Source organism: Klebsiella variicola (assembly GCF_000828055.2).
Classification (GTDB): domain Bacteria; phylum Pseudomonadota; class Gammaproteobacteria; order Enterobacterales; family Enterobacteriaceae; genus Klebsiella; species Klebsiella variicola.
Window position 1 is genome coordinate 1,000,127 of the sequence record NZ_CP010523.2, and the last position, 14,638, is coordinate 1,014,764.

Consider the following 14,638-nt stretch of genomic DNA (forward strand, 5'->3'; position numbering starts at 1 on the left):
GCTATGGAGATTGCTATGTCATCACAACGTGAAATTCGTCTTAACGCTTTCGATATGAACTGCGTCGGCCATCAGTCGCCGGGCCTGTGGGCGCATCCCCGGGATCGCTCCTGGCAGTATAAAGATCTGGAGTACTGGGTGGATCTGGCGCGGCTGCTGGAGCGCGGCAAGTTCGACGGGCTGTTTATCGCCGACGTGCTGGGGATCTATGACGTACTGAACGGCAGCGGCGACGCGGCGATCCGCCAGGCGACGCAGGTTCCGGTCAACGATCCGCTGGCACTGATCACCCCGATGGCGCTGGTGACGGAGCATCTGGGCTTCGGCCTGACCGCCTCGCTGTCGTTTGAGCATCCTTACCCCTTCGCTCGTCGTCTGTCGACGCTCGATCATCTGACCAAAGGGCGGGTGGGCTGGAATATCGTCACCTCCTATCTGGAGAGCGGGGCGCGCAATATCGGCCAGCAGACTCAGACCGATCATGACACCCGCTATGACTATGCCGATGAGTATTTGCAGGTGATCTACAAACTGCTGGAGGGAAGCTGGGAGGACGGGGCGGTGCTGCGCGACAGAGAGCGGAAGATCTTCAGCGATCCGCGGAAAATCCATCCCATTAACCATCAGGGACAGTTCTTTTCCGTGCCGGGGATCCACCTCTGCGAGCCATCCCCGCAGCGCACGCCGGTGCTGTATCAGGCGGGGGCGTCCAGCCGCGGCAAACAGTTCGCCGCCGGCCATGCCGAATGCGTCTTCGTCGCAGCGCCGTCGAAGGTGCTGCTGAAGAAGACGGTGGCGGATATTCGCCGCCGGGCAGCTGAAGCGGGGCGAGATCCGCACAGCATCCTGATCTTCAACCTGCAGACGGTGATTGTCGGCGACACCGACCGCGAGGCGCAGGCGAAGTGGCAGGAATATAAGCAGTACGTCAGCTATGAAGGCGCGCTGGCGCTGCTCTCCGGCTGGACGGGGATCGATTTCGGCCAGTATCAGCCGGATCAGGTGCTGAAGTATCTGCACACCAACGCCATTCAGTCGGCGGTGGAGGCCTTTTCGACCGCTGATCCGAACCGCCAGTGGACGGTGCAGGCCCTGGCCGATTGGGCGGGGATCGGCGGCTTCGGTCCGCTGGTGGTTGGCAGCGCGCAAACCGTGGCGGACGAACTGCAGTCCTGGGTCGAAGAGACGGACGTCGATGGCTTTAACCTCGCCTATGCCGTCACTCACGAAACCTTCCGCGACGTCGTCGAGCTGCTGGTGCCTGAGCTGCAAAAGCGCGGCGTCTTTAAGCAGGAGTACCGCGAGGGGACCCTGCGCGAAAAACTGTTCGGCGCCGGCCCGCGTCTGGCCGCGCCTCACCCGGGCGCCAGCTACCGCCGCGATGCGCGCACGGCGGCATCGGTAGAGGAGAAGGTGACATGATCGCTATCGATGACCTGCATAAAAGTTACCGCACGGCGGATGGCCGGCTCAGCGCGGTGCTGAAAGGGCTGTCGCTGCAGGTGCCTGAGCGCTCCATCACCGCGGTGGTGGGGCCGAGCGGCGCCGGTAAATCAACCCTGGCGCGCTGCATCAGCCTGCTGGAGCAACCGGACAGCGGCAGCATTCGTATCAATGGCCAGGATCTGTCGGCGCTGTCCGGCGAGGCGCTGCGCCGGGAACGGCGGGCGATTGGCACCGTTTTCCAGTCTTCGGCGCTGTTGAGCCGCAGGACCGCCTGGGAGAATGTCGCCCTGCCGCTGGCGTGGCTGGGTGTGGTGGAGCGCGATATCAAGGCGCGGGTTGGCGAGCTGCTGGAGAGCGTCGGCCTGAGCCACAAAGCGGATGCCTGGCCGGCCCAGCTCTCAGGCGGCCAGCGCCAGCGGATCGGCATTGCCCGCGCGCTGGCGCTGCGCCCGTCCGTTCTGCTGGCGGATGAAGCCACCTCCGGCCTCGATCCTCAGGCCACGGCCTCGGTGCTGGCTCTGCTCAAGCGGCTGCGTGACGAGTACCAGCTGGCGATCGTCCTGATCACCCATGAAATGGACGCGGTGCGCACGGCGGCGGATGCGGTGGCGGAGATCCGCGACGGGACGATCGTCCAGTACGGGCGGATCGAAGATCTGCTGGCGCGCCCCGATTCTCTGCTCGGCCAGCAGCTGTTGCCGCTGACGCCGGCGGCAGCGACCCACAGCGATCTTCTGCTGCGTCTGAGCTACCGCTGGGATGTGCCGGTGGCCACCGACTGGATCAGCCGCCTGAGCCAGCAGTGGGCGCTGCAGATCGATCTCCTTGGCGGTCACGTCGAGGTGATCAATGGTCGGCTGGCCGGTCGCCTGCAGGCCGGAGTGCGCTTTCAGGGCGAACGCCTGTCGCCCGCGCGACTGCAGGGCCTGCTGGCGCAGCTCGGCATAACGGCGGAGATCCTCGACAGCGCGCCGTTGCTCAGGGAGGCGGTATGAAACCGACAGTCATCAGTCAGGATACCCCCTGGGGCGAAATCCCTTCGCTGCTGCTCCCCGCCTATGGCGAAACCTGGCTGATGGTGGCCATTGTGATGCTGTTTGTCGTCACGCTGGGAGGGCTGGTGGGGGTGGTGTTGTTTAATGCCTCGCCGCGGGGCTTATTTCCGCACGCACTGCTGTACCGACTGCTGAACTGGGTGGTCAATATGGGACGTTCGCTGCCGTTTCTGGTGCTGATGGCCGCCATTATCCCGTTCACATACTGGCTGACCGGCACCACGATTGGCATCCCCGCCGCGGTGGTGCCGATGATCGCCGCCGGCGTCCCGTTCTTTGGCCGTCTGGTGGAGAACGCGCTGCGCGAGTTGCCGGCGGAGGTCACCGCAGTGGGGGTCGTCTGCGGCGGGTCGCGCTGGCAAATCATTGCCAGCGCGCAGCTCAGTGAAGCCTTGCCCGCGCTGGTGGCGGCGGTGACGCTGAACCTGGTCTCGATGATTGAGTATTCGGCTATCGCCGGGACCATCGGCGCCGGCGGCATCGGCTACCTGGCCGTGGTGTACGGCTATCAGCGCTTCGACAACCACATCATGATCGCGACGATCATTGCCCTGATCGCCACGATCCAGTTGATTCAATTTTTGGGTGACCGTCTGGTCAACCGTTTACGCCACACGCAGGGGAACCTTGTATGACAACAGAGCAATTTGAGTTACGTAAAGCGCGGCGCTGGCCCTGGCTGGCGGCGCTGGCAGTGATTATCCTGCTCGCCATCGCCTTCTGGTGGTGGCGGGGACATACCCAAAGCCAGCAGGTGGTCTTCGGCAGCACGTTAAAAATTCACTACGAGCCGGCGATGGCCGGCGAGCAGCGGATCATTGAGTATATTAATCAGCATATTGCGCCCGATTACGGTCTGAAACTGGAGGCGGTGGGGGTGCAGGATCCGGTCCAGGCTGACCGCGCGGTAGCGGAAGGACAGTATGCCGGGACGATCTATCAGCATCAGTGGTGGCTTAAACAGGTGGTGGACGCTAACGGCTTTGCGCTGTCGACCACGGTGCCGGTGTTCCAGTGGGCGTTTGGCATCTATTCCGACCGCTACTCGTCGGTACAGGCGTTGCCCAACGGCGCGACCATTGTCGTGCCTGACGATGGCGCCAATCAGGGGCAGGCCCTGTGGCTGCTCCAGCGCATTGGGTTGATCTCGCTCGACCCGGCGGTGGAGCCGCGTACGGCGAAGCTGAAAAATATTGTCGGTAACCCGCATCAGTTTGTCTTTAAAGAGCTGGATCTGCTGACCATGCCGCGGGCGTTAAATTCGGTGGATGCCGCCATCGGCTATGTCTCGCAATTTGACGCCGGGAAAGTGCCGCGTGAGAAAGGCATATTATTCCCGCCGGCGCCGCGCACCTTTGCTTCGCAATTAGTGATTGGTACACCGTATTTATCGCAGGAAAATATCGTCAAATTAAAACAGGCTTTTTCTGACCCGCGGATCCAGACGTGGTTACAAACCACCGATGACCCGCTGGTAAAAGACGTATTAGTTCCAGTGTCCGCGGAATAAGCGTCCTGCACGACGTCTATTTTCGTTGTTATTTATTTCCCTTGAGGATGCGCGAAAGCGCGTCCTTTTTGTGCTGGTAATATTTATTAACTTATTGATTATATTGATTTTTATAGAATGATTTGTTGTTTTGATTCTCGTCGCGCGCGGTCTATAACCGCTGATGACCTGCACAAAATAATAAGGTGAAAAAATGAGTACATTACCAGTGGATAATCCCGGTATCGCTTCGGTACCGGTCAGTAGCGTCGGGGATGTGGCGCGGCTAATTAATTCCGGCAAGGAACAAGCGAAATATGCGCGGATGATTGTCTTCCTCGCGCTGGGGGGCGTTTTTCTCGACGCATATGACTTAACCACGCTCTCCTACGGTATTGATGACGTTGTACGTGAATTTCAGCTCTCACCGCTGCTGACCGGCCTGGTGACTTCGTCCATTATGGTCGGGACTATCGTCGGCAATATTATCGGCGGCTGGCTGACCGATAAATATGGTCGCTATTCGGTTTTTATGGCCGATATGTTCTTTTTCGTGATTTCGGCTATCGCCGCCGGGCTGGCGCCGAACGTCTGGGTGTTGATTGGCGCCCGCTTCCTGATGGGCATCGGCGTTGGCATCGACCTGCCGGTAGCGATGTCCTATCTGGCCGAGTTTTCCCGCTTTGCCGGCAAAGGCAACAAAGCGGCTCGCCTCGCGGCGTGGTGCCCGATGTGGTACGCCGCCTCAACCGTCTGCTTTCTCATTATCTTCGGCCTCTATTTCCTGCTGCCGCAGGAGCATCTTGACTGGCTGTGGCGCGCCTCCCTGCTGTTCGGCGCCGTGCCGGCACTGCTGATTATTGCCGTCCGCAGTCGATTTATGAATGAATCCCCGCTGTGGGCGGCGAACCAGGGCGATCTGACCTCTGCAGTGCGTATTTTACGCGACTCCTGGGGGATCCATGCCCATGAGGTCCCGGCGGCGAAGCCCGCGCCCGCGCCGAAAGTGAGCTTCCGCGTGCTGTTCGAAAAACCCTACCGCGAGCGGACTATCGTCGCCGGGGTGATGAATATCTGTATCTCCTTCGAGTACACGGCGATTGCCTTTTTCCTGCCGTCAATTCTTGCCCAGTTCCTCGGGGCTGGCGTCTTCGAAACTATTTCGGCATCGCTGGGGCTGAACGCCCTGTTTGCTTTTACCGGCGGGCTGCTCGGTATGCATCTGGCGTGGAAATATCCTTCGCGTCATGTGGCGATAGCCGGCTTCGCCCTGCAGTTTGTGGCGCTGATTGTGCTGGCGCTGGTGGGGCAACCGCACGCGACGGCAGGTATCGTGCTGGCTATCGCGATGCTGGGGCTGTGGCTGTTCGCCGAAGGGTTTGGCCCGGGGGCGCAGCTGATGATCTACCCGGCGCTCTCCTATCCTACTGCCATTCGCGCCACCGGGGTCGGTTTCAGCCGGGCACTCTCCGGGATCGGCAGCGCGCTGGCGTTGTTTATTCTGCCGCTGCTGCAGGCCTCCCTCGGCACGCAGATGTTCTGGGTGGTCTCGCTTGCCGCCATTATTCCCATTTTCTTCCTGCTGGCGGTCCGTCATGAACCGACGCGAGAAGATATCGACGCACTCCATGAATAAGGAACTGACAATGACCCTGCTCTCCACTGGCACCGATTATGACGCGCTGGCGGCCGCCTTCCGCCCGATATTCACCCGTATCGCCCAGGGCGCTGCGGAGCGCGAACAGCAGCGCATTCTGCCCGATGAGCCGATCCGCTGGCTGAAAGAAGCGGGCTTCGGCACGCTGCGTATCCCGCGCGAGAAGGGCGGCTGGGGCGCTTCGCTGCCGCAGCTCAGCGCGCTGCTGATCGAGCTGGCGCAAGCGGACTCTAACCTGCCGCAGGCCCTGCGCGCGCACTTTGCCTTTGTGGAAGATCAGCTGAATCAGCCGGATTCCGCCGGGCGCGACCGCTGGTTTCGTCGCTTCCTCGACGGTGAGCTGGTGGGCAGCGGCTGGACCGAGATCGGCGCGGTTAAGCTGGGAGAGGTGAACACCAGAGTGACGCCGACAGAGGGCGGCTGGCGACTCGACGGCGAGAAGTTTTACAGCACCGGCGCGCTGTACGCCGACTGGATCGATGTGTTTGCCCGGCGCAGTGATACCGCCGGCGATGTGATAGCCCTGGTCAGCACCCAGCAGACCGGCGTGGCGCGGGAAGATGACTGGGATGGCTTTGGCCAGCGGCTGACCGGCAGCGGGACCACCCGCTTTACCGGCGCTCGGGTGGAAACCGAACATGTCTATGATTTTGCCCAGCGCTTTCGCTATCAGACCGCCTTCTACCAGCATGTGCTGCTGGCGACCCTCGCGGGCATTGGCCTGGCGGTTGAGCGGGATGCCGCGCAGGGCGTCAAACATCGCTCCCGGATGTACAGCCACGGCAACGCCGCCGTGCCGCGCGATGACGCTCAGGTTCTGCAGGTCGTTGGGCAGATCAGCAGCTGGGCATGGGCGACCCGGGCCGCGGTCCTGCAGGCCGCGGAATCGCTGCAGCAGGCCTATGTGGCGCACGTCAGCGACGACGAAGCATTGATTGCCCGGCGTAACCAGCTGGCGGAAGTGGAAGCGGCGCAGGCGCAGGTGATCGCCAGCGACTGGATCCCGCGGGCGGCGACGGAGCTGTTTAATGCCCTCGGGGCGTCGGATACGCGAACTCGCCTTGCGCTGGATCGCCACTGGCGCAATGCGCGGACGGTCGCCTCGCATAATCCGGTGATTTATAAGGCACGTAATATCGGTAACTGGCTGGTGAACGGTGAAGCGCCCACCTTTATCTGGCAGATAGGCAATGGTGAGAAAACGGCGGGGTAAGCCTGTCGGCGACGGGAGGCGCAGTGCTTCCCGTCGTCAGGAAAATCAAGGTTTATCCAGCGACCAGGTGGCGCTGCGCACGTCGACTTTCACCGGCAGCAGGCCGATGCGCGTAAAGGTATCCGCCAGCGCCTGCTGTTCGTTATACACCGCCGGGGTCATGCGTTCGGCACCGTAGGGCAGGCGGGCCAGGGTCTTCTGCCAGATGGCTTTATCCAGTCCGGTTGAGGTCGACAGCAGCCCGGCGGCCTCGTCCTGATGGCTGTTCGCCCACGCGCTGAGTTTACCCAGCTCATCCACCACCTGCTTTGCTGTCTCCGGGTAGGTATCTGCAAACTTGCGGCTGGCGAGATAGAAGGTGTAGTGAGGCACCAGCCCCTCGGCATTGCGGATCTGTCGGGCTTTCGCGTTGGTTTCCACTTCTGCGAGGAACGGATCCCAGATCACCCACGCATCAATCGCCCCGCGCTGGAAAGCGGCGCGGGCATCCGCCGGCGGCAGATAGACCGGGGTGATGTCTTTATAGCTGAGGCCCGCTTTTTCCAGTGCGGCAACCAGCAGGTAGTTGACGTCAGACCCCTTGTTCAACCCCACGCGCTTGCCCTTCAGGTCGGCCACGCTGTGGATTGCCGACTGTTCAGGCACCACAATCGCTTCCGTTTTCGGGTTAGCGGGGGAATGGGCAAGGTAGACCAGATCGGCTTGCGCCGCCTGGGCAAAGGCCGGAGGCGCATCGCCGGTCGCGGCCAGATCGATACTACCGACGTTCAGCCCCTCCAGCATTTGCGGTCCGGCGGGGAATTCGACCCAGCGTACGGCAATACCCTGTTTTTTCAGGCTCTTATCCAGCGTGCCGCGATACTTCAGCAGCGCGAAGATATTCGCCTTTTGATAGCCGATGTTGACGGTTTCCGGCGCTTTGGCCAGCGCGGAGGTAGAGAGGGCGGCGAGGACCAGCAGCCAGGCGGGGCGGAATCGGTTGGACATTGTCTGTTCTCCTTAGCGGTTTTGCGTAAGGTAACAAACAGCGCTTATAACCATTAAATAACTAAAATTTTATTGATATAACAAAAAGAGTTATTCAGGACGATGACCCGACACGTCGACGCGTGCCGGGTCTGAGGATTAATCGCAGGCGACGATCTTCATCGCCAGGCCACCGCGAGAGGTTTCCCGGTACTTGGCGTTCATGTCTTTACCGGTTTCGTACATGGTCTCGATCACTTTATCGAGGCAGACGCGCGGCTCGCTGGTTCGGCGCAGCGCCATTCGCGCGGCGTTGACCGCTTTCACGGCGGCGATAGCGTTGCGTTCGATACACGGTACCTGCACCTGGCCGGCAACCGGGTCGCAGGTCAGGCCGAGGTTATGCTCCATGGCGATCTCTGCCGCGATGCACACCTGACCCGGACTACCGCCCAGCAGTTCCGCCAGACCGGCCGCCGCCATCGAGCAGGCGACGCCCACTTCACCCTGGCAGCCGACTTCGGCGCCGGAGATGGACGCGTTCATCTTATACAGCGAACCAATCGCGCTGGCGACCAGCATATAGCGGGCCAGAGAGTTGCTGTTCACTTTGCGGATAAACTTGTCGTAGTAGGCCAGCACCGCCGGCACGATACCGCAGGCGCCGTTGGTTGGCGCGGTAACGACCCGGCCACCGGCGGCGTTCTCTTCGTTCACCGCCAGGGCGAACATATTGATCCAGTCGACCACCGCCATCGGATCGCTGTTGGTGGTGTCCTGACTCACCAGCATGCGGCGCAGCGCGGCGGCCCGGCGCGGCACGCGCAGTTTGCCCGGCAGAACGCCTTCGGTGGTGATGCCGCGTTCGATACCGGCGCTCATCACTTCCCATACCGCGGCAAAGTGTTGCTCCAGCGCTTCTTTGCTGTGCAGCGCCAGTTCGTTCTGCATCATCAGCCCAGAGAGCGACAGCCCGGTTTCACGGCAGTGACGCTGCAGGTCGGCGGCGTTTTTATAAGGGTAAGGAACCGCAACCGGCGCATCGGCGATCTGGCCGAAGTGCGCTTCGTCGACGATAAAGCCGCCGCCGATAGAGTAATACGTCTGGCTGTAGATCACCTTGTCACCGGCCAGGGCGGTAATGCGCATGCCGTTCTCATGCAGCGACAGGTTGTCGGCATGGAAATTCATGCACTGATCGACCGGGAAGTCCACTTCGTGCTGACCGTTGGCCAGCATCAGGCGGCCATGGGTGTTAACGTCCTGAATAAAGCCCGGAATGGCGTCGATGTCGACGGTGTCCGGCAGGTTGCCGGCGAGTCCCATGATAATCGCGATGTCGGTATGGTGGCCTTTACCGGTCAGGGAGAGGGAGCCATAGACGTCGACGACGACTTTGCTGACGTCGGCCAGCAGGCCGCGTGCGATCAGATCGTCAGTGAATTGTTTGCCCGCTTTCATCGGTCCAACGGTATGGGAGCTGGAAGGGCCAATGCCGATTTTAAAGATATCGAATACGCTGATCATATGTATTCCCGTGCTGTCGGAAAGCGCGCCGCCGTTAAGCGGCGCGGGGGGAGGTATTGACTGAATTAGCTGAACAGCGAGTAGAAGATCGCGGAGATGGCAATCAGACCCATAATCACCACGAAGACGTTGCTGATATGGCCGCTGTATTTACGCATCGCCGGCACTTTCTGAATCGCGTACATCGGCATCAGGAACAGGATCATCGCGATAATCGGGCCGCCAAGGGTCTCGATCATCCCGAGGATGCTCGGGTTCAGCGTCGCCACAATCCAGGTGGTCACCAGCATGAACAGCGCGGTCAGCTTGTTCAGTTTGTTGACTTCGATAGATTTGCCTTTACTGCGCAGGGATTTAATCACCATGCCGTTAAAGCCTTCGCGGGCGCCCAGATAGTGGCCGAGGAAGGATTTGGTGATGGCGATCATCGCGATGATCGGTGCCATCCAGGCGATAACCGGCGCGTTAAAGTGGTTTGCCAGGTAAGACAGAATCGAGATGTTCTGCTCTTTCGCCGCCGCCAGGTCCGCCGGAGAGAGGCTCAGGACGCAGCTGAATACGAAGAACATCACGGTCAGCACCATCATAATGTGAGCGCGGGCCAGGATGCTGGAGCATTTCTTCTCGGCGCCTGCGCCGTACTCTTCACGCTTGGCCACCGCGAAGGAGGAGATGATCGGCGAGTGGTTGAAGGAGAAGACCATCACCGGGATCGCCAGCCACAGGGTCATCAGCAGGCCATTGCCGGTTGCGGAGGCGCTGCTCAGGGAGAGCGTCTCCAGCGCCGCGCCGTTCCACTGCGGGATCAGGTACAGCGCCAGAATCATCAGGGCGATAACGAACGGGAACACCAGGATGCTCATCGCTTTCACAATCATCTGCTCACCGAAACGCACGATGGTCATCATGCCGACGATCAGGATCAGCGACAGAATGGCGCGCGGCGGCGGCGTCATGTGCAGTTGGTGCGCCATGAAGGTTTCGACGGTGTTAGTGATCGCCACGCTGTACACCAGCAGGATCGGGTAGATAGCGAAGAAGTAGAGCAGGGTAATCAGCTTCCCTGCGCCTACGCCAAAGTGTTCTTCCACCACTTCGGTGATGTCTTCGCCCGGATTTTTCCCGGAGAGGACGAAGCGAGTCATACCGCGGTGAGCGAAGAAGGTCATCGGGAAGGCCAGAATCGCCATGATAATCAGGGGGATCATGCCGCCGACGCCGGCGTTGATCGGCAGGAACAAGACGCCCGCGCCGATCGCTGTACCGTACAGGCCCAGCATCCACATGGTGTCGGTTTTACGCCATCCGCTGCGGGTTTCGCCCGAAACGATGGTGCTGGTTTGAGTGGTTTCCATCTGTATCTCCTGGAGGAATCAACAAAATCTAATGAACAAATACAATTGCGTAACATGAAATTCGTTTAATTACGGTTTTTTTAGAAATTTTCTCCGTAATAATTGGGCCGGAAAGATACATTTATATGGTTTATGCATCAGTGATCGCGATCTCAAATGCAATAATCCACTTTCAATGTGCGTATTTTTAGTCCAACAGCCTGTTTCTGGTGATCAGCCAGCGATTTGTGGCGCGCAGGCTACCATTTGCAGCATATGAGATAAAAGCGGAGCGGCGTAATAACGAGGGATTTACTGTAAAAAAGAGATGTAGTCGACGTTTTTGCGCTTAAAACCATTTTTTGCAGTGATAATTGTCGCAGTTTTTACCAACGCAAACGATTGGCTATGTAGAAATGATTCAGGTGAATGAATAATAACAGAAAGGTTTTTAGCGTGTTCTGGAAGTCAGAGGAAGAGAGCCCGCCGGGGGCAGGCTGTAGAAGATACCCCGGCGGGAGAGTGAGAAATCAGGCGATGATTTCGTAGCAAGGAATATAGGCGGTGCCGCCCGGCAGTTTCATACGATGCTGGGCGACGAAGCCCTGCAGCAGATCGTCCATGCGGCGCATCATCTCCGGATCGCCATGCAGCTTGTAAGGACCGTACTGCTCAATGGCCTGGATGCCCACCTCTTTGACGTTACCCGCGACAATCCCGGAGAAGGCGCGACGCAGGTCGGCGGCCAGCACTTCCACCGGTTGGTCCGGGGAGAGCTTGAGATTGGCCATGTTTTCATGGGTCGGATCAAACGGCATCTGCAGGTCCGGTGAGATGCGAATCGACCAGTTGAAGCTGTAGGCGTCATCGGTCTCGCGACGGCTCTCTTTCACCAGCGGCATCGCTTTTTTCATCTGCCGCGCCACTTCCGCCGGATCGTCGATGATGATCCGATAGTGACGACGGGCGGACTCGCCCAGAGTATGGGTGATAAACTCGTCCAGCACGCGGAAGTAGTCGGCGCTCTCTTTCGGTCCGGTGAGGATCAGCGGCAGCACCTGCGCTTTGTTCTCCGGATGCATCAGAATACCCAGCAGATAGAGCAGCTCTTCGGCAGTGCCGACGCCGCCCGGGAAGATAATGATCCCGTGGGCGATGCGCACGAAGGCTTCCAGACGCTTTTCGATATCCGGCATGATGATCAGTTCGTTGACCAGCGGGTTCGGCGGTTCTGCGGCAATGATGGACGGTTCGGTCATGCCGATAAAGCGGCTGTCTTTGTAGCGCTGCTGCGCGTGGCCGACGGCGGCGCCTTTCATCGGGGCCTCCATTGCGCCAGGCCCGCAGCCGGTGCAGATGTTCAGTTCGCGCAGTCCCAACTGCGTACCGACGCGGCGGGCGTAGAGATATTCGTTTTCATTAATGGAGTGACCGCCCCAGCAGACGATCATGTTCGGTGCTTCGCCGACGTGCAGCGCGCGGGCGTTGCGCAGGATCGAAAACACCAGGTTGGTGATATGGACCGAACTTTCCAGATCGAGGTTCGGGAAGCGAACGGTATTGTGGATCTGGCCGTAAACGAACAGGATATCGCGCAGCACGGCGAACAGGTTGGCCTGCAGGGAACGGATAATACGCCCGTCAACGAAAGCTTCTTCCGGCGGGTTGATCAGTTCCAGCTTCACGCCACGTTCGCGACGCAGCACGTTAATATCGAAGTTTTCAAAACGGGAGAGCAGCTCCTTGCTGTTATCGGTCAGGCTCCCCGAGTTAAGCACAGCAAGCGAGCAGTTGCGAAAGAGTTGATACAGGTCACTGCTGGCGGTGCGCTTAAGCATATCCACTTCCAGCTGCGACAGCATATCCATTGAACCAAGCGGGCTAACATGTGTAATCAAGTGAACTCCTTACAGGACGCTTATGGTCTTCCTGTGATTACAATAGCCCTGCGAGCGGCGTTTCCACAACCTTGCGCGCGCCTAAACGCACGCATATTGTGAAATTATTTATTATTGTCGGGCGAGGCGGCCAGTGGCGGGGGAAAAGTCGCCGTTGCTGCGCCAGGGGTTGATATCCAGACCGCCGCGTCGCGTATAGCGGGCGTAAACGGAAAGCGATTCCGGCTGGCAGAAACGGAGAATATCGTTAAAGATGCGCTCGACGCACTGCTCATGGAATTCGTTATGATGGCGGAATGAGACCAGATAGCGCAGGAGCTGCTCGCGGTCGATTTTCGCCCCCCGATACTGGATCTGTACCGAGCCCCAGTCCGGCTGGTGGGTGATCAGGCAGTTGGATTTCAGCAGATGGCTGACCAGCGTCTCTTCCACGATTTTGCCGCTGGCGGCGCCCTGCAGATAGTCGGTGCTGAACTGATAGTTATCGATCTCGATATCCTGATCGTCGATGCAGGCGCCGTGCAGGTGGGCAATCGGCTGGCCTTCCAGTTCATCCAGCCGATACAGCGCCACCTTGACCTCGCCCTGCGCGCAGGCGCTCAGATCGCGGGTCAGCGTCTCTGCAACGTCCTGCCAGCTGGCGAAACGCGTCTGGTTAAAGCTGTTGAGATAGAGCTTAAAGCTTTTTGACTCCACCAGATTGACGCTGGTGTCGGGGAGTTCGACGTGGCCGACGGCCACCTGCGGCAGGCCTTTGCCGTTCAGCCAGGAGAGTTCGTACAGCGTCCAGATATCGGCGCCGTGGAACGGCAGGTTATCGGCATGCAGGCCCAGCGGATCGCGGTTAAGGCTGCGCGGGACACCCTGCAGCAGCGAGGCGTCATAAGTATCGCGGTAATCGGTTGATTTACCGAGCGTCAGGCCGGCCAGCGCCTGATGATTATCGTAAGAAGACATGTTTCACCATAGTAAAGCGGGTACACTGTCTCTCCAGTGTATCCTGTCTAACGTGAAGAGAGAAACCGGTGGACCATCAGACCGCAGAAGCGCTGCGCGCTTTTACCCAACGTTACTGCGCCGCCTGGCAGCAACAGCGCAACAGCCTGCCGCGCAGTGAAGAGCTTTACGGCGTTCCGTCGCCTTGCGTCGTTGATACCCAGGGCGAGGCCGTATTCTGGCAGCCGCAGCCGTTTTCGCTGGCGCAAAATATCAGCGCGGTTGAACGCGCCCTGGATATTGTGGTACAACAACCGCTTCATTCTTATTATACCACTCAGTTTGCCGGCGACATGACCGGCCGGTTTGCCGACGAAACGCTGACGCTGCTGCAGACCTGGAGTGAAGAGGATTTCCAGCGGGTGCAGGAAAACTTAATCGGGCACCTGGTGGTACAGAAGCGCTTGAAGCTGGCGCCGACGCTGTTTATCGCCACCCTCGAGAGTGAACGGGATGTGATTTCCGTCTGTAATCTCAGCGGCGAGGTGATCAAAGAGACCCTCGGCACCGCCAAACGCATCACGCTTTCCCCCTCGCTTGCGAGTTTCCTCAGCCACCTTGAGCCGGTTCTGTAATCCAGTCTACCTGGTCGTTTGTGAGAGATCTCTTACAAAACCTGTAAGAGATCGTCATCATTTAAGGCAAATTTAATCCCTTCTTTTTTTTATAAGTCATTGGTATCAAATCAGATCTTAATTTTTTCGTCCTTTTGAGTGGGGACTAATCTTAAGAGATTGTCTCAAGAAGGGTTGTAAGACGAGGCAGAATCAGTGATCCTATGTCTGTCGACAGGAAGTCGCGAAATGAAGCGAACATCAGGATGATGGCGCTTCTGCAGGACCCGCCAGGATGGCGTTGCAAGGACAGGCTTCAGGATGAAGCAAGGATAACGCAGGAACGCGTAATGGACACCTCCAGGATGGAGAACGAGAGCCGCTCAGGATGAACGGTGGATCAGGAAGATCGGGACAAACTTAAGGATAAGTCATTTCGCATCGGGGTGGTGTGAAAGCAGGATGCGCGAGTTTATGGATGAACATTGGTCAGGAGACCTCAG

12 protein-coding genes are annotated in these 14,638 nt (G+C 59.1%); 7 read left to right on the forward strand and 5 right to left on the reverse strand.

Annotation, left to right across the window (positions count from 1 at the left end; translation table 11 throughout):
- Positions 1–15 precede the first annotated feature (15 nt).
- The 6 genes from SP68_RS04795 (at position 16) to SP68_RS04820 (ending at position 6,860) form a co-directional block, all read left to right on the forward strand.
- Positions 16–1,422 carry an LLM class flavin-dependent oxidoreductase gene (locus tag SP68_RS04795; RefSeq protein WP_004890067.1) on the forward strand — a complete coding sequence of 469 codons (1,407 nt, stop codon included), beginning with the start codon at positions 16–18 and terminating at the stop codon, positions 1,420–1,422.
- Complete coding sequence (locus SP68_RS04800; protein WP_004174621.1) at positions 1,419–2,441, forward strand: methionine ABC transporter ATP-binding protein; 1,023 nt, start codon at positions 1,419–1,421, stop codon at positions 2,439–2,441. Before SP68_RS04795 ends, SP68_RS04800 begins: the two co-directional genes overlap by 4 nt.
- Entirely contained in the window at positions 2,438–3,136 is a 699-nt protein-coding gene (locus SP68_RS04805; RefSeq protein ID WP_040968835.1) for a methionine ABC transporter permease, read from the forward strand. The genes SP68_RS04800 and SP68_RS04805 overlap by 4 nt, the downstream gene beginning before the upstream one ends.
- The gene (locus tag SP68_RS04810; protein WP_008806262.1) at positions 3,133–4,011 is read left to right on the forward strand and encodes a MetQ/NlpA family ABC transporter substrate-binding protein; all 879 of its coding nucleotides are present in this window, start codon (positions 3,133–3,135) and stop codon (positions 4,009–4,011) included. Before SP68_RS04805 ends, SP68_RS04810 begins: the two co-directional genes overlap by 4 nt.
- 193 nt (positions 4,012–4,204) lie before the next feature.
- Positions 4,205–5,626 carry an MFS transporter gene (locus SP68_RS04815; protein WP_004151071.1) on the forward strand — a complete coding sequence of 474 codons (1,422 nt, stop codon included), beginning with the start codon at positions 4,205–4,207 and terminating at the stop codon, positions 5,624–5,626.
- Between the two features lie 10 nt (positions 5,627–5,636).
- Positions 5,637–6,860 (forward strand): acyl-CoA dehydrogenase family protein, encoded by a 1,224-nt coding sequence (locus SP68_RS04820; RefSeq protein ID WP_016161727.1) that lies wholly within the window; start codon positions 5,637–5,639, stop codon positions 6,858–6,860.
- Between the two features lie 45 nt (positions 6,861–6,905).
- On the opposite strand, the gene SP68_RS04825 is transcribed toward SP68_RS04820, so the two are convergent.
- The 5 genes from SP68_RS04825 to queF form a co-directional block, all read right to left on the reverse strand.
- Positions 6,906–7,847, reverse strand: a complete 942-nt coding sequence (locus SP68_RS04825; protein ID WP_022065097.1) for an aliphatic sulfonate ABC transporter substrate-binding protein — start codon at positions 7,845–7,847, stop codon at positions 6,906–6,908.
- A 138-nt stretch (positions 7,848–7,985) separates the two neighbouring features.
- Entirely contained in the window at positions 7,986–9,353 is a 1,368-nt protein-coding gene (locus SP68_RS04830) for an L-serine ammonia-lyase (RefSeq protein WP_012540721.1), read from the reverse strand.
- Between the two features lie 65 nt (positions 9,354–9,418).
- Positions 9,419–10,708, reverse strand: coding sequence for an HAAAP family serine/threonine permease (locus SP68_RS04835; protein ID WP_008806259.1), 1,290 nt, complete (start codon positions 10,706–10,708; stop codon positions 9,419–9,421).
- Positions 10,709–11,217: 509 nt separating this feature from the next.
- Positions 11,218–12,585 (reverse strand): nucleotide 5'-monophosphate nucleosidase PpnN, encoded by a 1,368-nt coding sequence (gene ppnN, locus SP68_RS04840; protein ID WP_008806258.1) that lies wholly within the window; start codon positions 12,583–12,585, stop codon positions 11,218–11,220.
- Between the two features lie 111 nt (positions 12,586–12,696).
- Positions 12,697–13,542: an NADPH-dependent 7-cyano-7-deazaguanine reductase QueF gene (queF, locus tag SP68_RS04845; protein WP_008806257.1), complete on the reverse strand. Its 846-nt coding sequence runs from the start codon at positions 13,540–13,542 to the stop codon at positions 12,697–12,699.
- A gap of 68 nt (positions 13,543–13,610) precedes the next feature.
- Between queF and syd the strand changes: the two genes are divergently transcribed.
- Positions 13,611–14,156: a SecY-interacting protein gene (gene syd / locus SP68_RS04850; protein WP_008806256.1), complete on the forward strand. Its 546-nt coding sequence runs from the start codon at positions 13,611–13,613 to the stop codon at positions 14,154–14,156.
- Positions 14,157–14,638 lie beyond the last annotated feature (482 nt).